At 44.8% G+C, this 23,379-nt stretch carries 19 protein-coding genes; 9 read left to right on the top strand and 10 right to left on the bottom strand.

Translation table 11 applies throughout. From position 1 onward, the window contains the following. Positions 1–104: 104 nt before the first annotated feature. The 6 genes from JOE49_RS15030 to JOE49_RS15005 all read left to right on the top strand — a co-directional run bounded on the left by JOE49_RS15030 (position 105) and on the right by JOE49_RS15005 (position 7,610). Entirely contained in the window at positions 105–635 is a 531-nt protein-coding gene (locus tag JOE49_RS15030; RefSeq protein WP_209941713.1) for a GNAT family N-acetyltransferase, read from the top strand. A gap of 160 nt (positions 636–795) precedes the next feature. Next, positions 796–1,167 (top strand): iron chaperone, encoded by a 372-nt coding sequence (locus tag JOE49_RS15025; RefSeq protein ID WP_160789432.1) that lies wholly within the window; start codon positions 796–798, stop codon positions 1,165–1,167. Positions 1,168–1,338: 171 nt separating this feature from the next. After that, positions 1,339–2,016 (top strand): tetratricopeptide repeat protein, encoded by a 678-nt coding sequence (locus JOE49_RS15020; RefSeq protein ID WP_209941711.1) that lies wholly within the window; start codon positions 1,339–1,341, stop codon positions 2,014–2,016. Between the two features lie 226 nt (positions 2,017–2,242). Then, positions 2,243–3,655 carry an efflux RND transporter periplasmic adaptor subunit gene (locus JOE49_RS15015; protein ID WP_209941709.1) on the top strand — a complete coding sequence of 471 codons (1,413 nt, stop codon included), beginning with the start codon at positions 2,243–2,245 and terminating at the stop codon, positions 3,653–3,655. Next, positions 3,652–6,732, top strand: a complete 3,081-nt coding sequence (locus JOE49_RS15010; protein WP_160789435.1) for an efflux RND transporter permease subunit — start codon at positions 3,652–3,654, stop codon at positions 6,730–6,732. Before JOE49_RS15015 ends, JOE49_RS15010 begins: the two co-directional genes overlap by 4 nt. Further along, complete coding sequence (locus JOE49_RS15005; protein ID WP_023988132.1) at positions 6,729–7,610, top strand: TetR/AcrR family transcriptional regulator; 882 nt, start codon at positions 6,729–6,731, stop codon at positions 7,608–7,610. The genes JOE49_RS15010 and JOE49_RS15005 overlap by 4 nt, the downstream gene beginning before the upstream one ends. 103 nt (positions 7,611–7,713) lie before the next feature. On the opposite strand, the gene JOE49_RS15000 is transcribed toward JOE49_RS15005, so the two are convergent. The 10 genes from JOE49_RS15000 to JOE49_RS14955 all read right to left on the bottom strand — a co-directional run bounded on the left by JOE49_RS15000 (position 7,714) and on the right by JOE49_RS14955 (position 16,103). After that, the gene (locus JOE49_RS15000) at positions 7,714–8,352 is read right to left on the bottom strand and encodes a GDSL-type esterase/lipase family protein (RefSeq protein WP_023988131.1); all 639 of its coding nucleotides are present in this window, start codon (positions 8,350–8,352) and stop codon (positions 7,714–7,716) included. 71 nt (positions 8,353–8,423) lie between these two features. Continuing rightward, the gene (locus JOE49_RS14995) at positions 8,424–8,846 is read right to left on the bottom strand and encodes a GNAT family N-acetyltransferase (RefSeq protein WP_023988130.1); all 423 of its coding nucleotides are present in this window, start codon (positions 8,844–8,846) and stop codon (positions 8,424–8,426) included. A gap of 42 nt (positions 8,847–8,888) precedes the next feature. Beyond that, positions 8,889–9,443, bottom strand: a complete 555-nt coding sequence (locus JOE49_RS14990; protein WP_023988129.1) for a nucleotidyltransferase family protein — start codon at positions 9,441–9,443, stop codon at positions 8,889–8,891. Between the two features lie 19 nt (positions 9,444–9,462). Continuing rightward, positions 9,463–10,716 carry an MDR family MFS transporter gene (locus JOE49_RS14985; RefSeq protein ID WP_013309823.1) on the bottom strand — a complete coding sequence of 418 codons (1,254 nt, stop codon included), beginning with the start codon at positions 10,714–10,716 and terminating at the stop codon, positions 9,463–9,465. 54 nt (positions 10,717–10,770) lie between these two features. Next, on the bottom strand, positions 10,771–12,486 hold the full coding sequence (locus JOE49_RS14980) for an ATP-binding protein (protein WP_209941706.1): 1,716 nt from the start codon (positions 12,484–12,486) through the stop codon (positions 10,771–10,773). 49 nt (positions 12,487–12,535) lie between these two features. Further along, on the bottom strand, positions 12,536–13,600 hold the full coding sequence (locus tag JOE49_RS14975; RefSeq protein ID WP_209941704.1) for a cobalamin B12-binding domain-containing protein: 1,065 nt from the start codon (positions 13,598–13,600) through the stop codon (positions 12,536–12,538). 193 nt (positions 13,601–13,793) lie between these two features. Then, positions 13,794–14,255 (bottom strand): MarR family winged helix-turn-helix transcriptional regulator, encoded by a 462-nt coding sequence (locus JOE49_RS14970; RefSeq protein ID WP_160790245.1) that lies wholly within the window; start codon positions 14,253–14,255, stop codon positions 13,794–13,796. 199 nt (positions 14,256–14,454) lie between these two features. After that, a complete protein-coding gene (locus JOE49_RS14965; RefSeq protein ID WP_023988125.1) occupies positions 14,455–14,904 on the bottom strand; it encodes a VanZ family protein in 450 nt (149 codons plus the stop codon). Further along, positions 14,904–15,572 carry a ribose-5-phosphate isomerase RpiA gene (gene rpiA / locus JOE49_RS14960; RefSeq protein WP_023988124.1) on the bottom strand — a complete coding sequence of 223 codons (669 nt, stop codon included), beginning with the start codon at positions 15,570–15,572 and terminating at the stop codon, positions 14,904–14,906. The genes JOE49_RS14965 and rpiA overlap by 1 nt, the downstream gene beginning before the upstream one ends. A 60-nt stretch (positions 15,573–15,632) precedes the next feature. Further along, positions 15,633–16,103 (bottom strand): GNAT family N-acetyltransferase, encoded by a 471-nt coding sequence (locus JOE49_RS14955; protein ID WP_028542760.1) that lies wholly within the window; start codon positions 16,101–16,103, stop codon positions 15,633–15,635. Between the two features lie 467 nt (positions 16,104–16,570). On the opposite strand from JOE49_RS14955, the gene JOE49_RS14950 reads away from it, so the two are divergent. From JOE49_RS14950 to JOE49_RS14940, 3 genes are all read left to right on the top strand, one after another. After that, the gene (locus JOE49_RS14950) at positions 16,571–18,340 is read left to right on the top strand and encodes a methyl-accepting chemotaxis protein (protein WP_209941702.1); all 1,770 of its coding nucleotides are present in this window, start codon (positions 16,571–16,573) and stop codon (positions 18,338–18,340) included. A 144-nt stretch (positions 18,341–18,484) separates the two neighbouring features. Next, positions 18,485–22,180 (top strand): non-ribosomal peptide synthetase family protein, encoded by a 3,696-nt coding sequence (locus tag JOE49_RS14945; RefSeq protein WP_209941700.1) that lies wholly within the window; start codon positions 18,485–18,487, stop codon positions 22,178–22,180. Between the two features lie 118 nt (positions 22,181–22,298). Beyond that, entirely contained in the window at positions 22,299–23,297 is a 999-nt protein-coding gene (locus JOE49_RS14940; protein WP_209941698.1) for a polysaccharide deacetylase family protein, read from the top strand. Positions 23,298–23,379 lie beyond the last annotated feature (82 nt).

Genomic DNA, 23,379 nt, shown 5'->3' with positions numbered 1-23,379 from the left:
TAACGTTTAAAGACTACGTTCGCTTAAAAAATTGGATTGAGGTATTAATCGTTTTGAAATACTAGGTAGAGTCTTTTGACTATAGACAGGAGGAATAAATAATTATGCAATTTGAGACAAACCGGCTCATCATTCGTGATATTTTCAGATCTGATTGGGAAAGTATACATACGTACACGTCATTGCCTGAAGTTACTAGATATACAGCCTGGGGACCGAATACAGAAGAAGATACAAAGGCATATATAGAACAAGTTTTAGCTTCGCAGCAGGAACAGCCACGACAAGACTACGAACTAGCCCTTTGTCTGAAAAATAATGGAATCCTGATCGGCGGTATGGGTATTCATGTCAAAGATACTAATGCAGAATTGGGTTACGTTTTGAATCCAGATTATCAAGGGAAGGGTTATGCAGCAGAGGCAGCACGAGCGTTACTAGACTTTGGATTTAGCACACTTGCTGTCCACCGTATTTATGCAACATGTCGTCCAGAAAACAAGGCTTCTGAGAAGGTTATGCAACAGATCGGAATGCAACGTGAAGGTTTGATGCGTGAACACTGGTACTACAAAGGTGAGTTTCATGATTCATGTTTGTACTCTATTCTTGCTGAGGAATATAACAGGACATAAAAGGTGTTTTTTATATCTAAATATATTTTTGATTATTCAACAGACAATTACTCCTTGAGAAACATGTTGCTGCGATAAAATGATAGTTAAACCATTTAATTACAAATAGGTTTGAGGAATTTTTCTGAACGATATAATTTTTAATTAAGGAGGGAACAACATGGAAGCTTTTGCAGAATATTTAGCGCATATTGATAACCCCCAACATCGGGCTCGAACGCAAGAGGTTTTGGCTTGGGTAACCAAGAAGTTTCCAAATTTAATGGCAAAAATTGCGTGGAGTCAGCCTATGTTTACGGATCACGGCACATTTATTATTGGCTTTAGCGTAGCCAAACATCATTTGGCCGTTGCCCCTGAAAAGGCAGGGATTAATCATTTTTCTGAGTTAATTGTGCAGGCTGGCTATGATCACACCAAGCAGTTGGTACGTATCCAGTGGGATAGTCCAGTTGATTTCTCATTACTTGAGAAAATGATCGAGTTTAATATTTTGGATAAGGCAGACTGTTCAACCTTTTGGCGGAAATAAAAAAGGTTCCTTTTCTCGTAAAACTATACATCGAGCATCACAAATAAGTATTTCTCTTCTCGCCCCCTCTACCATCCTTCCAAATCTCATCATGCTAATGACCCTTAAAGTGACCCTATGCTATAATGTGGAAAGTATGGATTGTTACATGCACAGGAGGATTGGAGCAGAATGATTGGGAAATTTTTAATTTTCTCTCTACTATGGAGTTTGCTCGGCAACCCGTTTTTGGCAATGCTCGTACTCCTAATCGTGATCTATATATTGGATCGCAGCTTTGTCGGTGTATTGCCCAGCATCAGCAAACCATGGAAAAGAAGACGCAATGCCGCTCGATTGCGCCAACAGATTGCGCTAAACACCAACGATGTGGCTGCCAAGTTCGATTTGGCACGTATCTGGATCGAAAGCAAGAAATATCCGCAGGCTTTGGAGCTGTTATTGGAAATTGAATCCCGTTATGAAGAATCAGCAGACTATTGGAACGCACGGGGAACGGCTGAAGTACACACAAACCATCTGGAGGTTGGAGAACAGCATTTATTGAAAGCACTGGATATTAACCCGCGGGTGCAATACGGTGAGCCTTATTTGCATTTAGCCGCTGCTTTCAAGGAACGTGACGTCAATAAGTCGCTTCATTATCTGCAGCAGTTTCAGGAGATTCAGTCTTCTTCCAGTGAGGGCTATTATCTGACAGGCTTGATGTACCGTATGCTGGGACGCAAGGATGAGGCCATTGTAGCCTTTAACCAGTCCATTGCCGTCTATCGCTCTCTGCCCAAATACCGTAAACGAAGTGAGCGCAAGTGGGCTGTACGTAGCTTATTCCGTAAATTAATCGGCTAAACAGCTATATTTATTTTCTTAACGACCTTTCTCTTCTTTTGAGAAAGGTCGTTTTTACGTTTGTCTACCATGTACTTCCACGGACCTGAATCGGCTCTCTTTCGCATCCTGAATTTGAGGCATTTTTTTGTAATCAGTCGTTGACATGCCACAAATCAGGTCATATAATCCGTTTATGAACTGATGAGTTTATACATAAACTTTAAAGTACAAAAAGACAGAAAGGATGATCATCTTGTTAAAACCCAGTCTCTACATATCTGCTATATTCATTCTTCTGTTCACCTCAGCTTGCTCATCTACAGGATCGAGTAATAATGAAGCAGCAGAACAACAAAAGCAAAAGGTGGAAGCGATGGTTGTTAAAAAAGAACCGCTGTCTGCTTCTTTTGACCTTTCAGGCACACTACAGCCCTATGAGGATACCTCCGTATCTTTTGAGTTATCCGGACTGATTCGCGACACAGTAGTCAATGTGGGAGACTCCGTATCCCAGGGGCAGATCTTGACGATGCTTGATTCATCCAGCTACCAGCTACAACTGGAGCAGGCTAGTACAGCTATTCTTGAAGCACAGGCAGGTATCAAAAATGCTACAGCTGCCGTTTCAAGTGCAGATGCCTCCATTCAATCCGCCGACGCGCAAAAGGCAGCAGCTCAAGCTGGAGTTAACAAAGTGAACAAGGGTGCCCGTGAGCAGGAAAGGGCACAGGTCCGTACCAAAGTGCAAAGAGCACAGTCCGCTTTGACTAAAGCACAGGCTACCGCTGAACGCACCAAGCTTTTATATGATCAGGGAGCTGCAACCAAAAACGATTATGAAAATGCGCAGCTCGCTTTGACCAATGCCACCAAGGACCTGGAGGATACACAAGAAGCCCTCTCCTTAATCCAGGAGGGAGCAACATTGGAAGATCGGCAATCGGCAGAATCCAGCCTACAGCAAGCCCAAGCCGGGAAAGAAGCTGCTATCGCTGCGAAGGAACAGGCAGAAGCCTCTCGAGATAACTCAACTGCGGCATATCAACAGGCGGTCATTGCCAAAAAGCAAGCCGAACTTTCCCTCTCCAAGACAGCTTTAAAAGCCCCCATTTCCGGCGTTATTCTGGAGAAAAAGGCAACGGTGGGACAATTGGCGAGCACTGGACAGCCGATATATCGTATCGGACAAATCGACAAGCTCAAGGTGCTGCTCCCTGTTCCCGATCATGAAATCACGAACTGGAAGCAAGGTCAGACAGTCCAACTTCAACTGTACGATGAGAACAGAGAAGGAACGGTCAGCAAAATTTATCCGGCCACCAACACCAATACGGGCAGTATCAACGTAGAAGTGATTGTTCCTAACCCCCAGCATGATTGGGCCCCGGGACAAGTCATAAAGGCAGGCCGCCAACTGACTCAGAGTGAGCAAATTTTGCTCCCAGCCAAAGCTGTCATTAATAACGGTACAGATACTTTTGTCTATAAAGTGGTGAACAACAAAGCGGTCAAGACGGTCGTGAATGTCGGTCAGATGTCCAACAATAAGCTCGAAATTACCAAGGGACTGAATGTCGGGGATCGTATCGTTACCACCGGAGTAAACCTGATCTACGATGGGCTGCTCGTTCAGATCATGGGGGGAACGAGCAAATGATTGCATATTTTATCAAAAAGAAAAAACTGACCCTCTTTATTTTTATCATGGCGATTGTTGCCGGGCTATATAGTGTCTCTCAACTTCCCCGGCAGGAAACGCCGGATATTATCAAGAAAACCGCTGTGGTCACGACCCTCTACCCTGGAGCTACACCCCAAAAGGTAGAACAAACGGTCACGAAGCCTCTGGAACAAAAAATGAAAGAAATCAATCATATTAAAAAGATTTCTTCTACATCCGAAAATGGACTTTCGACGATTATCATTGAGACAGAAGGCAACGCCAATGCCGCAGAAGTCTGGGATACATTACGCAAAAAAATGAACGATGCCCAATTTTTTCTGCCCACAGATGCTCAAAAGCCTGTCGTTAACGATGATTTGAATAAAGTATTTATCCATTCCTACGCCATCACGGGGGACTCTGTGGAGCAATTGTATCAACTAAATGATATGGTGATATCATGGAAGGATCAATTAAAAACCATTCCCGGTGTATCGGAAGTAACAATCAAGGGATTACCGGATCAAGAGGTTCAGATTCAGATTGATGCTCAAAAGCTCCAGCAGTACCATATCAGTTGGGAACAGCTCATGAGTGCAGTGCAGAAGGAAAATGAGCAATATCCGATAGGCAATCTGGATTACAATGAACGTACCTACCGAATGAATGTGACGCAGTCCAAGAATGCTCAGGATTTGAGTAAAGTCATTATTTCCAAAACTGAAAGTGGCGCTCCTGTGTATCTCAGTGATGTGGGCACCGTATTGCTTACACATAACACCAGCAGCTATATGGCCTTTTTTAACGGTAAACCAGCTATTACGCTGACGATTAACGGTAATACCGGCTCTGACGTAGACACGATTTATAGCAAAGTAAATAAAGAAATGCAGTTGTTAAAACCAGATCTGCCTAATACGTTTCAACTGAATACGTTATTTTCACAGACCGAGCGGATTGATCATATTTTTCATGGCTTGACCCGTGAATTGCTGTTTGCCATTGCGGCGGTTGTGATCGTATGTACATTGGGCTTGAATCTGATTACATCCTCTTTTGTGGCACTGGCTATTCCTATTTCAATCGCCATAGGTCTCATTATTCTCCCTATGCTCGGAATAACATTGAATCAGGTTACGGTCATTGGCTTAATTATTGTAATGGGGATTCTAGTCGATGATGCTGTGGTGGTTAATGATAATATTGAACGCAGAATGATGACCTTGGGCGAGAGTCCCAAGATAGCAGCATTAAATGGAACGAAAGAAGTTTCCATTTCCATTTTGACCGCAACCCTGGCAACTGTAGCCTCCTTTGCCCCGCTGTTCTTTTTATCAGGCGATGCAGGCTCCCTTATCAAACCATTACCGTTTGCTGTTATCTTTACGTTATTGGCTTCCATGCTCATGTCCTTTACCGTCATCCCAATCTTTAGAGAATGGTATGGACAACGAAATCAAAAAACGCCCAACTCCACCATGAAGCCGTCGGGACTGCTGGGAAAACAAATTGATGCTCTTCGTAACGTATATACCAGCAAGCTGATTCCGAGAGTCATTAAGCAACCTGGATTATATGCTGCATTAGGATTATTGATCAGTACCACGCTGTACGGCATACTTGCTCTGATTCCGATCGACCTGTTCCCCAGAACCAACGATCCGGAATTAAGCATTAATGTGCGTATGCCTACAGGTACTTCTATAGAAGAAACCAAGCGGGTCACCGAGGATATTGCCAAATGGGTGAAGCAGCAACCTCATGTGGAAACGATCAGTTATGCGGCTGGCGGCGACGCTCCCCGGTTGTTTAAAGATATGACCGCTGACGCCAAAACAGGCACAACCGTGGGTCAAATTGCTATTATTGGGGAAGAAGGTGCATTTGATCCCGATGAAATGGCAGACAAATGGCCCTCCATCTTAAAGGATCGTTATCCGGGTCAATCCATTTCCTTGAAAATAGCTAAAGTGGGGGTGCCTCTCGGTAAGCCGATCTCCATTCGGATTTTAGGCAATGATGTAGATCAGTTGCGTTCGTTGTCACAGCAGTTAAAAGAAGGCATTATGGCTACCAGAGGAACACAGGACATACAAGATAATATGGAAAATGAAGGATATACGTTGGATTTCCAAATCAACAAACAAGCGATGGATCAATATCAGGTAAGCAATAATGATCTGACACGTACACTCTTGTTAATGGGTAATGGCGTGAGCTTTAGCCGATTTGATACGGGGAAAGATTTGATCAATATTAAGCTGAAGCTAAGCCAAACCGATCAAAATCCTGAAATTTTGTTTCAGCAATTGAATGTGACCAATGCCAATGGTATACAAATCCCTTTATCTCAATTGGCTGAGTTGAAACCATCCTTTGCAACACAAAAAATTAACCATTATAATTTAAAACGTTCGATTACTGTTGAAGCTGAAGTTCACGGGCGTACAGCTTCCGAAGTCATGAAGGATGTCAAGCTTAAATTGCAGGATATTAAATTTCCTCCAGGCTACACTTGGGAAATTGGGGGCGAGATTTCAGGACAAGATGACATTTTATCAGAAATAGGATGGTTATATGTTGTCGTCATACTATTAATCTTCATGCTGATCTTTTTGCAATTTTATTCTTTCTCGACTCCACTCATCATATTGACTACCGTGTATATGGCAGCAGCAGGCGGATTTCTTGGCTTGTTCATTCTAAATACGCCGGTTAGTTTTATGGGCGTGTTGGGCTTAATGACCTTGGCAGGTATTGTCGTACGTAACGGCATTGTGCTGATTGAGTTTATTGAGGATGCAAGACGTGAAGGGATCGAACTGAAGGAGGCGGTTATTGCAGCGACCAAAGCGCGTTTCCGTCCCATATTGCTTACTTCACTGACAGCCATTGTCGGTCTGATTCCGATTGCGCTTATTGGAGAGCTTATGTTTAGACCGCTGGCGTATACCATTATGTTTGGATTGATGTACTCGACCATTCTTACGATGTTTGTGGTTCCATCCCTGTATATGGTTATTGCCCGCTGGAAATTAAAGAGACAGAGCAAAAAATTGGGGGTACAATGAAAAAAATAACGAGTGAAGATATTATCTATGCCGCCCTTTCCCTGTTTTCTGAAAAAGGGTACGATGCCACCTCGGTGGATGAAATTGCCCGCAAAAGCGGGATGGTCAAGGCTTCCTTTTATAAATACTTTCAAAGTAAAGAAGAGTTGCTGCTGGGGACAATCGTCCTGATTGAAAAACTTCTTGATGCAGATATTAAAGAACTTTATTTGAAGCATCAGCTACCTTCCCGTGAAAAGTTGAGACAACTGTATTTGATTGCGCTGGGCCGGATTTATAAGAATAAAGTTCATTTGCTGGTATACTCCGTCCCTTTAATCGGTTCTAAGGAAGAAAAAATCGCACAAGCCATTGATCGTGTTGAACATTATTTGTCTAACGTGATGGTTGATTTCTTAATTGATGCTTATGGACAATCTATACGTGACTATGCGCACGATATCAATTTTGTCATCAAAAGTATCATTATTAATTCCTTCCGAATGAGCGATTCAGAACTGTCCTCGACGGAGCATCAAACACTGGCTGAATTTATTGTCAGCATTACGGATATACTGGCACAAGGAATGTTGAGCCCTGATGTTCAACATCAAATCATGTGGGGCCGCGATTCCGTATTCTATGAAGATTCTGATCAAATCTGGACCAAAGGAAAACAAATCTCCTATGCACTGCAACGTATAGATACGGTTCTGAAACAAACTAAATTAAATGAAGCTACACGGAATGAATATGTGCAAATCCTAAGCAGATTACAGCGTGAGCTCTCGGAAGAAAACGTGGAAATAGCTCACGTGAAAGCCCTCCTTCTATTTTTGGGACAGCTGCCCGAGTTGCTGGAAGACTGTACCAAGCTGAAGGCTGTATTGGAGATTTAGCACGCCGAAATGCATAAAAAGAGGTTCATGATAGTCAGATCTACTGCCATCATGAACCTCTTTCTTTAATATACTTTGTCCGATCCAAAGCATCCTCTCACGCTCACCGTAACGGCGCATAACCAAGCCGATTCAGTTCTTCTGCAATCACGCGATAACCACGACTGTTCGGATGCACCCGGTCTAACGAAAGCAGTGCCCGTTCATAGCCCTCAAATGCGGGATAAATGTTCGCCACCCGGTAATTGGGTCCGCCCAATGTGTAGAGAAACGAGTTGTACTGGCGCACATACACTCCCGCCTCCCTTACCCCTGGAAAAGGATTATATAATCCCACCATTCGGATGATAAATGGCTCACGCTGACCGGACTTTATCTGATACAGGGCATGTACAATTTGGCGCACATGTTCTTTGGTGTGATTCAGGGCTTGCGGAATGGAGGAACCCGACAAGCCGGAATCTCCAGCAAGGGCGCTGATGTATGGGCGCAGATCATTCCCGCCGATCGTTACCGTTATAAGTTCAGCCCGGCTGAGCGCCGACCGAAAAAGCGGATTGTTGCGGACCATTGACAGCAACTCCTGCGATGTCAGCCCGTTGATTCCCAGATTCTCGTAACTGACTGGCGTACGGAGATGTCTTTCTGCCATTCGCCGATAGATAGGTACAAATCCGCCGCTCAGCAACGTCCCCGCACCTGTTGTTAAAGAATCTCCAATCGCTGTATAGTGGTACGCCAATGAAACCCACCTCCCTTTTTCTACATAACATATCTTATGTAGAAAGAGGAACGCGGGACCCGGAGATTCGCTTATTCTTCGTCTATTTCATATACACAATGGAATTGTCCACCATCCGGCAAATCCTCTGATCCATATACGGCAAAGCCCACATTGCGGAAGAAATCTGCCCCCTCCGCATCCGTGTCCACAGTAAGCCGTTTCGGATTACGCTCCTGAATAAGCGTAAGCAGCATACCTCTGGCATATCCTCTATGACGGTTTTCAGGCAACACGGCCAGATGGCGAATTACGGTTGTTCCATCCTCCTGCTCCTCAAAGCCAACAATACCTACAATAAGTCCTTCATCTTCTACACCGAACAGCTTCCAGTCATCCGAGGCTTGATAGGTACGTAAAGCTGCTTCTCCGCGTTCAGGATGATCCAGCACAGCGTAGGTTAACAGCTCCAGAACCTCCTCACGATCTGAATCTGTTTTTATATTTTTAAACATTGTATGTCGTCTCTCCTTAATATCCTGAAATTAGGATTACCTCTAATTCTCCATAATAAGCAACGGCCAGTTATCAAGCCACTGCTTCTCAAATACACGCTGACGAAAAGCCGTTGTGTGACGAAACAAAGGACTTTGCCGTACCCGCATATCCAGCAGATCTTCCAATCCATGCGGACAAATGACCTCTATTTGATCCTTGTCATTCAATCTAACCGCCACAGCCGTTGCCGTCTCTGGCCAGCGGCTCATCGCATCCTCTATCGAGGAATAAGGAGCCTCCCCGTTGCGAATATGCATCCGAGCCTGATTTTTGACAGACCAGTTACGTCCGGCCTGCTTACGGTTCAAGGACAATTCTAGATACTCATCTCGTTCCTCTAGCGTATTTTTCGGGTCAAAGTAAATAACATCAATATCGTTTAAAGGTGTAGCAGTTGTATAGCCATGGAGCTTGTCCCAAACCCGGTTACGTACATAGCCTGCGGCAATACATCCTTGCGGCAACTTCAGCTCTCGCACATATCGCAAGTCTTGCAGTACCTGCGGATCATTCATATATTGTATGATTCGTAGCACATTTTCTTCCGACTTCATCCTGCACTCAACTCCCTTTTTATGATGACAGTTGCTGCACCGATTCTCCTCCTTGAGCCGCGATCCGTGCTGTACGCTGCACCAGACGGCGGCGTGCGACCAGAAGGAACGGAATTCCAATCACAACCGACAGGGCAACCGGAACAAAAACGGCAAGCGGCGCCGTTTGACCATAGATATCCAGCAACCAGCCACCAAATAAAGGAGCCAGCACGCTTCCCAAATTATTAAAGCCGATTGTACCGAAGTAGGTCCCTTTATATTGAGCATCTGCAATTTGGTCAATCAGTACGTCCAGCATCGTGAACAATAACACTTCACCAACCGTAAACAGCACCATATCCAGTATAAACATCCAGCCTGAGTTTAGCATACCGCACAGCAACAGGCTGACCGCAATACATATATTCCCTGCAATCAAGGAATTCACCGGGGAAAATCGACTTGCCAATCGCACCAGCGGATATTGAAATGCCAATACACAAACCGCGTTGACCGTCAGCATGTATGTAAACCATCGGGTTCCTTCTGCGAAGGATAAGGACAAGAATTGAGGCATTGTGGAATTGGAATGAGCATAGCCCATCACACAAAATACCGTTCCCAGCAAAATCGGCATAAACACCGGATCACGGCTGGCTGTACGGAATGCCTCGCCCATCCGCAGTGGAGCCTCTCCCGCCGTTGTGCCTATATGCAGATCCGATGCATACCGGGCAAATTGGATCAACAACAGTACCCCGTACAATGCGTACACACCAGCAGCTACCATAAACGGCGTACCCGTGGATGCAGATCCTAACATTAAACCAAGCAACGGCCCTGCCACCACCCCAACATTAATGGCTGCATATCTCATATTGTAGATAAGCAGTCTTTTCTCCTTCGGGGTTACATCTGATAACAGTGCCCGTGAGGTTGGCTCGAACAAGGATCTGCACAGTCCATTCAGAGCATTAATGACAAAAAAGGCCCAGGCCGCTTCCGCCAACGCAAAAGCAACGAATACAAGCGCCCAGCTCGCAATGGACACCAGCATCACCTTACGCCGTCCGATTCGATCTGAAATATATCCACCGTAAAAGCTGGCAAAAATGCCGACCAACGAGCTGACCGATACGATCACCCCCGTATGAAAGGGGGACACCCCTAGACGGGTGGTAAGGTAAATAGACAAAAATGGGATACTCATGGATGTCGCCATCCGTCCAAAAATTGTACCGACAATAATCGTCCAGGCCAGCGGGTGAATGGAACGTAACTGTTCTTTCATATATGTCTCTTACGTCCTCCTTCCGTATGCAAGTCTAACAAGGGGGAAACCTGTCTAGCACTGGTGAATATAGCTTTCCAGCTCTAAACACGTTGCTTGATAGACAGATTGGAGCGCAGACAACTTCGCTTTCGCATTCTCAAGTCGGTTCTCCCGTGCAAGCTGTTCAATATCGGACAGCAACGAGGACAAACGCCCGACACCCAGACTCACGCTGCCTGATTTCAACTCATGAGCAGCCTCTACTACTTTTGTGGCTTCGCCCGCATTAGCTAGTTCTCTTAACCTATTGATTTTGGCAGGTGTATCACTAGTATACATTTCGACCAATGACTCCAGTAGTCCCGTGCTGCCATCCTCGTCCAGCAGCATAATTTCACGTATAACTTCCTCATCCAAAATCGGCTCGGTTTCAGGCTTTGGAAGCCATTTGACAAGCTTTTCAGAGAGCCTTTCAATCGTTACTGGCTTCATCAAGTAATCGTTCACTCCAACCTCCTGGCCCCGTGCCTGATCCTCCTCGGACACATTTCCGGTCAAAGAAATGATTGGCACAGGTGGTTGCTGGTTTTCTGCTTCCCGCTGGCGGATCGCTTTCGCCGCATCATGACCATTCAGCAGAGGCATATGATGATCCATTAGAATACAAGCGTAGGATCGTTCGGAGGCCGCTCTTACAGCAGCTTGTCCATCCTCAGCAAAATCAATATGCTGGAATCCCAAGTGGTTAAGCTGTAATTGCACCACCTGACGATTTACCCGATTATCCTCAGCCACCAAAATAGTTTGAGAATGACTGTGCTCACGCAGCAACTCGCTAAATACCTTCAAATCACCAGTTTCATGCTTCTCCATTTCGTCTGCCTGCTCCGATCCTTTCATGAAGGGAATTTCAAACCAGAACGTAGAGCCTTGGCCTTCTTCACTGACGACCCCAATTTCTCCCTGCATGAGTTCCACAAATGAACTGCATATCCATAGCCCCAGACCCGTTCCTCCATATTGGGATGCGCTTCCTTCACCGGCCTGTACATAGGGCTGAAACAGCTTATTCTGATCCTCCGGTGAAATCCCAATACCCGAATCCTGCACCTCAAACCGAACACGTTGGGAATCTTTTGTTTCCTCCACTAATTTTGTTCGAACGATGAGCAATCCGTCACTCGTAAATTTATTCGCATTGTTCAACAGATTGAGCAAAATCTGCATGATCCTTGCCGAATCTCCCTCCAGATGCTCTGCCACACTGGTATCGGTCTCTATACTCAATCGGTTACCCATCTGATAGATTTGTGGCTCCAACAACTGAGCAACGTGGCTCATAATCGCCTGAACTCTGACATTTCCGATCTCCAGTTCCATCTGTCCTGCTTCCACTTTGGATATATCAAGCAGATTATTAATCATGTTCAACAACAGGGAGGCTGACTCACGTATCACACCGATGGCCTGCCGTTGATCTGGGGAAAGTTTGGATGAACCTAACATTTCGATCATTCCAAGTATTCCATTCATTGGCGTTCTGAATTCATGACTAACCACAGCCAGAAAAGTGCTCTTTAGGTCATTAGCCCGTACCGCTTCTTCCTTCGTCCGTGTTAATTCCGCATTACTTTTGGCAAGCTGACGCTGCAGATTGACCAGTTCGTTGTTCATTGATGAAAATTCATTCAGCAGCTTTTCTTCCTCAGCCTTGCTTTTCACAATCTCATCCGTTAATTGTTCGACCGTTTTCCGCAAGACAGCCATTTCTGCTGTCGGTTCCTTCATATTAAAAGGCCCCCTTTACAAAATGACTAACAGGTTCACAAAACTAACCTTATTTCCTGAGCGAAAGTAAGTCATCTGCAACCTCCAGTGCTTCCTCCGCACCTGGTGCGTATCCGTCCGCCCCTACTTCCTGCCACAAGTGGGAATCGAGATTAAAAGGCAAGCCTCCGACCATAATTTTCACATGGCTAGTCGTTGGGTCTTGCCGAATGAGAGCAATCAACTCTTTCACTAGATGGACATGGTAAGCCATGGTAGCTGAGATAGCTACCACATCCGCCTTGTAACTCACAATGGCCTGAAGCAGACTCCGGTTAGGTACATTGGCACCTAAATAATACGTATCCCAACCATCCATTTCAAATATATCAGCCAGCATACGCAGACCAAATTCATGCTGCTCGCTGCCTACACACGCCGCCATGAGGCAACGTTCCTTACTTCCACTTCCCATCCATCTGGGGTACAGGCTGGAAATAATAAATTGAGTCGCGGCAGTGCAAAAATGCTCTTGACCGACGGTGATTTTGCCTTCATGCCATAGACGGCCTATTTCATATTGCGAAATTTGAAAAATATATTTATACGTATGTTGAATAGAGATACCCTCATCCAGCAAACGGACGATCCAATCCAAAGCCTGTCTGCGATTACCTGAGAGTAAATATACCAAATATTGAGTCACATTAGCAGCATAAGGATTATCATCTGTAATAAAAGAGGCATACTCCTCTTTCTTTCCAATTTGCTGTATCCCCAAATCCAGATGCTCCAGCACCATGGTTTTATCCGTATGATCGAAGTGCTCTATCAACGTCTCCTGGATTAATCTGAAATTGATGCTCAAATCTTCTTGGGTTATGCCGAAACCCTCCAGAAGCTTTTTTAACCAGGAAACATACTGTGTAAATAAAATAGGGCTGTTCATGATTACACTTTCAGCTAAATAGTTCAAACTATATATAGAATCCTGTTTTGTCTTTATTTTACCGTTATCCCCAAAACGCTGCAAAAGATCGGGCTGTAATTCGTATTGCTTATGGGTAACTAATTCAGCCAAAGCTCCTGCTTGCATCAATAGCGATTCACCTGCGGTATATTGCTGTATACTCATGTACAGCTCCTTCCCCGACAAGGTATTTGTATTCGAAACAGATACTGGGGATTTGTTCCAGACGTGACTATTAGACAATTATACCTGATTTGCGTCTCTACATTAACCCTACTCCCCAAAATACGACAAAAAAATAAAATACCGAGAAGTCGGTATTTTATCTAAAAGCAGTTTTAACCTGCATACGCACAATTTATGATACGTTACTCTTCTGCCCCTCAGCCGTTAGTCCAAGCTTTTTTAACAGATGAATAGCCTGCTCTTTCTCTTCCACAGATAAGCCATCTACGGTCTCCATAATGACACGATGATGCTGCGGGAATATTTGCTCAAAGAAATGACGTCCATCATCAGTCAATTCTGCATAAATCACACGCCGATCATCTTGTGATGCACGACGGGTAAGCAAGTTTTTTTTCTGAAGTTTATCTACCACGTACGTAATATTCCCACTAGAGATTAGTACCTTTTCTCCAATCTTCTGCAAAGGCTGTGGTCCCCGATAATACAGCAGATCAAGCACTCCAAATTCTGTTGTATTTAATCCATGACTATGAATGTCCCGATTCGTACGGGACGTGACCGAATTATAAGCACGAGCCAGAACAACGAACAAATTAAGTGCTAAGTCCTGATCATCTGGTTTTACAGACATATTAACAGCCTCCGTTACTCATATCTTTATTCCAAGATATCTTAATTGTGCACTTTTGTCAAGTTTAAGCGTTCCTTTCCCTGCTCTTACGGCCTATAAATGGAGGAATTACCGTCTATTATGAGAAGGTTACAGTTCATTATGTAAAAAAAGCCCGCTCTCAGCCAGTCTTAAAGCACTGATCCAGAGAGCGGGACGATTATGTTGTTATCCCTAACTTCTTACGTACAAATACGTAGGCAACACGGCCGCATAATACTCCCAGAACATTCAGTATGATGTCATCTACATCCATTGTACCTGCGCCCAGTAGCATTTGGGACACCTCAAGAATAACCAGTGCGATCACTATCGTTAACAACAGACTGCCTATACTTCGCATGGACACCCAAATGATAGGCACAAGGATACCGAAGGGAATAAATACGCCAATATTACCGAGCAAATTAACACCCCATACCCGAAAAGGAAACGACTCCATTGCCCGCCAGTATTGCCTAATCGTATCAAACGGAACAATATTATACGAATACGGGGGGCCTGGTCGTAATGTACGACCAAAACCGAGAAACATCCAATATAATAGAAGCCCTGTATATAAAATCAATAACATCAATGCCACATGATGAAGCAGGCGGGTCCTAGACATTACTTGTTACGGACGTCGATCTGTCCATTGGCCCGTGCGATAATAACCTGGTCCGCCATATTAATGAACAGTCCGTTATCGACTACACCCGGAATTTGATTCAAGCGGATTTCCAATTCCTGCGGATTCTCGATCTTACCATAGCGACAATCGGCAATATAATTACCATTATCCGTAAGGAAGCGCTCGCCGTCTTTCATACGCCATTCTGCTTTACAGCCCGTCCCCCGCAAAGCCTCCAACGTCCACTCACTGGCAAAGGGTACGACCTCAACGGGTAAAGGAAATGCACCCAGCACCTTCACATCCTTGGACTCATCGACAATAATGATTAATCGGTCGCTATTGCTTTCCACAATTTTCTCTCTCAGCAGGGCTCCGCCTCCACCTTTCACCAGTACCAGTTGCTCGTTCACTTCATCTGCACCGTCGATGGTAACGTCAAGCCTTCCAATCTGATCAAACGGAATGATGGGAATTCCCAGCTCCCTGGCCTGATCCTCCGAGGCTTGGGATGTAGCTACAGCCTGTATATGTAATCCTTGTGCTACACGCTCACCGATTTTTTGAATAGCCCAAAAGGCTGTCGAGCCTGTACCAAGTCCTACTTTCATGCCGTCCTGAATCGCCTCAACTGCTTTTTCGGCCGCTTTTTGCTTCAAATTCATTATCATCTCTCCCGCTATATAGGCTAGTATTGATCATCATCCATTTTATAAGAGAACGCTTTATAATAACAGAGACAGCTTTTTACCATAACAAAGGCTGTTTTCATCGTGTTCATACTCCCCAAACCGTTCAATAGGTTCGTATCCCCGCTTGGTATAGAGAGCAATCGCTTCAGGTTGAGCCGCTCCGGTCTCCAGTTTAATTCTTACAACTCCTCGTTTGCTGGCTTCCTCTTCCAAAAAAGATAATAGACTCACCGCAATTCCTTGTCTGCGATAAGAAGAATCGACATAAAACCTTTTGAGCTCCATTTCTTCCGCATCTATAGGCCTAAGCCCTCCACAAGCCACCGGTTTTTCGTCCACATACACAACAGCGAAAACCATTTTTTTAACTTTCGGATTGGAAAAATCGACCAAGTAAATTTCGTCAGCAGGATACCTTTCCAGCAAGTCCTCATCCAGCCTTTGAATCAACTTATGCAGATCCTCATGATTACTCTCAACCTTTAAAATCGTAAGCTTGGACATTCTTCTTATCCCTCTTCTCTTTACATGGATATAAGGACTCATTTCGCAAACAATTCACAAAAACCGCGCTAAATCAAGCATTTCCAACGTCAAATATGAAAAATGTCCCAAATTGATAAGTGCATTTGACTCTATTATAAAGTATGATGGTTTCTGTTGAATAGTTGCTTATGGACTGTAATGAAGTCGAATTTCAAGTAGAAGTATAAATTGGAATATACTGAAACACAGACAGCGTTTACCTATTAAAAATTAATTTTTTATTGTGTAAGGTATTCATTTCAAGGGCTTTTCGTACGACATATATATAGGGATATCATACTTGTCTATAAAAGGACTTAAGACCTATTACTTAAAATTCAAGGGTCTATGATCTCGATTAATATGTTTGTAAGGGGGACTTGATTATCTCATTCGATAAGCGGTTCAACACCATATACAAAAATACAACCAGGGAGTGGAACATTTTGAAAAAGTGGAGTAGCTTATCATTCTTCACCAAAAACTTATTATTATCCTTCTTCAACATCGTATTGATTGGGCTAGTCCTTATTGTGTCCAGTTATTTGATCCAACGTACGATTTTGATAGACCAATTGCATGGGCAAGTGGAAAAAATCACATTGAAGTGGGCCCAGGGCATTAATTCCAATGAAGTAACCCAAGCGGTTCAAGAGAAAAATTATGATGGACCCGTTCAAACCAAACTCCGCGCGTATCTAGATAACATCATGGCGACGAATCCGAATATCTCTCATGCTTATATTTTCGGGACGGAGCTCGAAAATGGCAATCTAACATCTATTGTGGCGATGCCAACGGATCTCAGAGAAGCATTTGAAAAAGATAAGCTGCTCGTTGGCTCCATGTACGAGCAACCCAATGTCGTAGCAGTAGGCGTAACCGGTATGCTGGACAGTGGCAAACCAACATTCACCAGCTTCTACGATGATTCTTTTGGTACATGGACGACTTTGATGACTCCGATTAAAGATCCAAGTGGCAAAATCTTTGCATATTTTGCAGTTGATGCAGATGCCGGTGCCGTACCTGCAGGATTGACCAAGCTGCTCATTAGCGGCGCTACCATTTTAGTGATTTTCCTACTGATCTGCCTGGCGCTTCAATATTGGGTTGTGAAGCGCACGCTGTCCCCGATTAAGCAACTGATGTACGGTATCAGTGAAGTAAGCAGAGGAAATCTGGATGTTCAAATTCATGCAGGTCATGATGATTTGGGGCTCGTGAATCAGAACTTCAACAATATGGTAAGTCATATTAACAGCATTATGACCAAAGTGAAGCAGACAACGGATGAAGTCAATGAATCTGCCAAGGAATTACTCGCAATCTGCGAACAAAACGGAATCAATTCCAACATCATCAATCAAAACATCAGTGAAATCACGGAGAATATCCGTTCGCAGGAAAAAGCAACAGGTGATAGTGCACGTGCCATGGCTGAAATGGCTTCGGTAATTCAAAATATTGCCACTAGTTCTTCCAATGTTGCGGAGGAAGCCAATTCGGTAGAGAAACGTTCTAATGAAGGCAACGAGATTGTAGGTAAGGTATCATCCCAAATGCACTTGATTACCGATACAGTAACCAATACTTCCCGTATCATCAAGTTGCTGGACAGTCGTTCGCAGGAAATTGGCAATATCATCAGTACCATTTCAGGCATCTCCAGTCAAACCAACCTGCTCGCTCTGAACGCTTCTATTGAAGCTGCGCGCGTTGGCGAAGAAGGTAAAGGCTTTGCCGTTGTTGCCAGTGAAGTACGTAAGCTGGCAGAACAATCTGCGGATGCAACCAAACAAATTACGTCCCTGATTGAAGAAATTCAAAGTGAAATCGGACAAGCTGTGAAGTCGATGGAGCAAGGAAACGTTGAAGTTCAAAACGGAATCGTCGTTGCCGGACAAGCAGGCGTGCTGTTCAATGATATTCTTCAAGCAACTAAAAATGTAGCATGGCAAATCCAAGAAGTATCCAGTGCTACTGAGCAAATATCTGCGGGTACACAGGAAATGACAGCAACAGCAGACGATCTTTCTTCCACCGTAACCAAAACAGCCAATAACAGTGTTCACATTGTGCGAACGGTGGAGGAACAAAAAGCTTCTTTGGATTCGATCATTGATTCATCCCATAAATTGACATCCATGTCTGAAGAGCTTCAAGAAATTACATCTTATTTCAAAATTGCAGACACCAACCGTACCAAATCATAATAACCATTTATCGACTCCAAAATTTATTTCATAAGTAAATCATTCGGTAATGCCTCCCTCCTGTTCATGCATTTGAAGGGATCGGAGGCATTTACTGAGTTTATCATTTATATTAAGACATCATACATTCAGGAGGTTAGCGTAATGGCTTCATTACTACAAAACAGCACACAGACAATCCCATCCCCATTCCTAGTTCCCTTGGATTGTGCACGTATACAACGCAAGCATACATCCTCTACTTATCAAGTAGAGTTAGAAGCGTCCATCTCGGAACAATTAAATCAGCAAAAAACTGCGGAAGACAAGCAAGCGTTGCTCTTATCAGCATATACTGCATGGGTATATCGCCTATCCGCAGAAGAAGAAGTTTCTTTTTCTACATTTGTGCCACAAACCGGTCTGCTTACAGCTTCGCTGACAGTCGAAAAGGAAACGACTTTTCACGAACTAGCAGACTTATTTCAGGACATGCTCCGTGAGCCTAATGCATACCTTGCGGAACCACAAGCCGATACTTCATTTTCGGCAAATCTGCCTACGGACAGCGGTGTAGAATCCCGTATTATGGACTGGGCTGTTAGTGAACACAATGGCGCTTATCAAATACAGATACGTTATGATCAATCACTCTTGCTGGAAACAACGGTTGTCCGATACGCAGAATACTTTGAAACCCTTTTGCGTGGCGCGCTAACCAACAGCCATGCACTTGTGAATTCCATTGATATATTATCGGATGCGGATCGAGCTGCTCACGAAGCTTTAAATAATACAGTTGTGAAATATCCTGAGCACCAAACTATTCATGGAATGTTTGAGGAGGCGGCTTCACAATACCCTGATCGTCCGGCTATTGCTTCACACACTGGAGAGTACACGTACCGTGAGTTGAACGAACGTGCTAACCAAGTCGCACGTGTCTTGTTATCCAAAGGTCTTACCAAAGGTGAATTCGTGACTATCTTCATGGAACGGAGCTTAGAGACCGTCATTTCACTGCTTGGTATCCTGAAAGCCGGAGGCGTATATGTACCTGTTGATCCCGCCCACCCTGCTGACCGGAGTAGCTACATTGTCGAAGACACGCGTTCTCCTTTTGTCTTAACAACTTCCGCACTCATGGAACAAGCGACTGAACTGTGCGGTTCCATTGAGACGGTAAAAGAAATTTTAGCGATTAACGGGCCACTGGCAGGCTATGCTGCAAGCAATCCGAACGTTAATGTAAGTCCGGATGATCTAGCTTATGTCATCTATACATCCGGCTCTACAGGCAAACCGAAAGGTGCCCTGATCGCTCACCGCGGTGTCGTTAACCTAGGAGCTGTCGTGCAACGCGATTGCGACATTACACCTCAGGATGTGTTGACCCAATTTGCGACCTACAGCTTCGATGCATCCGTTTGGGATACAATTGGAGCCTTGTTTTACGGTGCAAAATTGTACTTGCTGTCTTCCGAAGAACGTGTATCTGTTGAAGAATTCGCTGAAGCCATTGCACGTACAGGCACGACGATTATTACCATTTTGCCGACCGTATTCTTTAATCAGCTATCTACGTACTTGTCAGACGAAGGCTATCGCAAACTCGCTAAGGTACGGATTGTTACCGTGGCAGGCGAAGCGCTGTACGGCTCACAAGTTCGAGCGTTCCAAAGCAAATTCGGTACAGATACCGACATCGTAAACGTATATGGACCGACAGAATGCACCGTAGCAACGACGACCCATCGGGTCCGTGGTGCCGTGCCTGAGCATGTCGTCAATATTCCGATCGGCAAGCCTATTTACAATTACAAAGTGTATATCGTTAACGATGATAACAAGCTTTGCCCTGTCAATATTCCGGGTGAAGTATGCATTGCTACTCCTGCATTGGCCCATGGCTATCTCCATCAGCCAGAACGTACAGCCCAATCATTCGTGGACAATCCTTTTGTTCCGGGTGAAAAAATGTACCGCTCGGGTGATATCGCCAAGCTGCTGCCAGATGGTACGATTGAATACGTAAGCCGCAAGGATTCACAACTCAAAATTCGGGGGAATCGGATTGAAATTGGAGAAATTGAAGACCATTTTTCCAAACATCCAGGTGTTCAGGACGTCGCTGTAGTAGCCGTCAAAGATCACACAGATCAGAACATGTTAGTTGGCTATTTTACCACTTCGGATGGACAATCCATTCCACAAGACGTTATTCAGTCTTATATTGGGGGCAAGCTACCTTCTTATTTTGTACCAAGCCATGTCGTTCATCTGGAAGCCATGCCAATTTCACCAACTGGCAAGATCGATCGCAAAAAGTTGGCCCTGCGGCCACTGCCGGAAGCGTCTGATCTTTCATTTGGCGGGGAACCTCTCCGAGAAGGAACCGAAACACTCATTGCCGAAGCATGGACACAAGTGCTTGGTAAAAATAACATTGGCGCTACCGATGATTTCTTCCTGATCGGGGGCGATTCGCTTCGTGTCATTCATGTGCTGGCTATTCTAAAGCCGCGCTATGGCGCGCTGCGCATCGGAGATTTTTTCCGCTACAAAACCGTTCGCGAGCTTGCTGAATATGTGGAACAATTAGGTACGGAACAAACGCCGCAACGCAAGCCACTCGCGATTTCTCAAGAAAAAATGGACTTGAATGAGCATCCTATTGAGTTGTCTGGTGCTTCTGACTTAGCTGAGGTCCGCGACTTGCGCGTGATCTTGTTGACCGGTGCTACAGGCTATCTGGGCTCGCACATTCTGTATGACTTGCTTCAACGGACAGAAGCCAAAGTATACGCGATGGTACGCCCTTCTCAGGACGGTCCATCCGGTATCGAGCGTATTCAGTCCGTATTGACGGGATATTTTGGACAAGATATCTCCAGCTTGATCGAAGGACGGGTAAAAGCTGTCTATGGGGATCTGGAGCAAGCTGATCTTGGTCTCTCTTCCGTCGACCGCCATATGCTGGAGCACCAAATCGACGGCATCATTCACAGCGCCGCTGACGTTCGCCATTTTGGTGATTCGGCAGCTTTCGATCGCACGAATGTGACCGGTACACTGGAACTGCTGAAAATCGCCCAAGCCAAGCCGGGAGTATCCTTCCATCATGTCTCCACTATGGGGATACCGGAGGATCTTGCAAACGAAGGAAAATGGGAGTCGGCATTGGAGCTTTCTGCCTTCCCAGACGAATTGAACGTGGACAACCTGTACACGAACAGTAAACTCGCGGCGGAGAAGCTGTTGTTCCAAGCAGCTCAAGCGGGTACGCCTGTCTCGATCTATCGCGCGGGCAATTTGACAGCCCATTCGGCCAACGGACGCTTCCAGCGAAATATCGACAGCAATGCTTATTACCGTATGATGAAGGCGATGCTGCTGCTGGGCAAAGCGCCACAAGCCGATTGGCATACGGACTTCACACCGATTGATTACGCCAGCCGTGCTATCGTAGAGCTGTCCGTTCATCAAAAAAGCGCAAACCGCATTTTCCATATCTGCAATCCGAACCCATTGCCATATGATGAACTGATCGCTATGGTAAACCAACTCGGTTACGCAGTAGAAACCCTGCCTTTTGACGATTACAGCGCCTGGCTGCTGAATCCGTCTTCCGGCATTCAGGAGGATGCACTTCACCTTGCTATGGGACAACTGGAAGGTGACGGAGCCAAGGATTCAGCTTACCGTTACGGATGCTCTGTAACCGCAGCTCTGCTGGAACAAGCTGGCGTTCAATGCCCGGCAACCGACCTGAACTTTATTCGGAACATGATCCAGCATGCCGTCGAGATCGGTTACTTCCCGACCTCTTCATCGGTATCTGTAAAAGCAACACAGAGGTAACAAAGTTGTGATATTTCTCCCGCATGTTTTCGGTATGATAGACTAGATTTTGCTAGTTTCATATTTAGTATAAACCTCTATACTTTCAGAATTTTTTGCATGCGGGGGATGTCATTCAATGAAACACACTTTTTTTAAAAGAACATTGCTAATCATAAGTTTGTTGGCTATTTTAGGGATTTTGGTGTATGAAGCACGTAGCATATACCACACACCTACAGTTAAAGGGACTCATCGTACACGTACAGCTCATGCAGATCGACTGGTACGCCATTTATTCTCACTGACGCCTACACCAGATAAAGTATATTACCAAAACAAAGTCATTGTCCTGATGTATCATGAGGTGACCAAGACTCCACCTGATCCCGGCGCTCTCAAGCTTAGTAATTTAACGAGGCAGTTGGACGAAATGAAAGCTAACGGCTTCCACTGGATCACGATGAAAGAGTATACCGACTTTATTTTACATAAAGCCAAGGTTCCTGATAATGCGGTACTCATGACATTCGACGATGGCTATGAGTCCTTTTATACGGACACTTTTCCCGTGTTGAAAAAGTATCAGGTTCCGGCAACCAATTTTCTCATTACGTCCACGATCAGCAATCCCAAACACATTGGTATTCCAAAGCTGACATGGGATCAAATTCATCAGATGCATGCCGAAGGCATTGATTTTTACAATCATACCAATGACCAGCATGCTTACGGGTACTCCAACACAGCACGCACCAAACAAAAGCCGCTTCTGATGGGGCCTGTGTATTCGAAAAAGCTGGGGCGAATGGAAACCGAGGATGAGTTCAAACAGCGGGTTTATACCGATTTGGGCATGGCTGACAAGAAGCTGCTCAAGCATCTACACAATGATCAGAATGTACTTGCCTTCCCATATGGTGGGTATACCAAGGAAACGCTGGAAATTTGCCGTTCCTTGGGAATTGATGTTACGTTCACGGTGAAACGTGGGATTAACTCGCCAGGGCAAACGAACGGCTATCGCGTCAATGCAGGTGGAATACACAATATTCCGGAAGTATTGGTGCAATACATGAAGGAAGGTGCTCCCCTTCGCCCACTTCCTTTTGCCCAAGGTCCTAACAAGGTATCCTAAACGTTAGCTAGCTTATTCAAGGATAAAAAAAGAACCTTTAAAACCATTTATGTCGTGGTTTTAAAGGTTCTTTTGTTGTATG

This window comes from Paenibacillus sp. PvR133, assembly GCF_017833155.1.
Taxonomy (GTDB): domain Bacteria; phylum Bacillota; class Bacilli; order Paenibacillales; family Paenibacillaceae; genus Paenibacillus; species Paenibacillus polymyxa_B.
The sequence above is the reverse complement of the archived record's forward strand: the minus strand, read 5'-3'. Positions and strand labels throughout refer to the sequence as shown.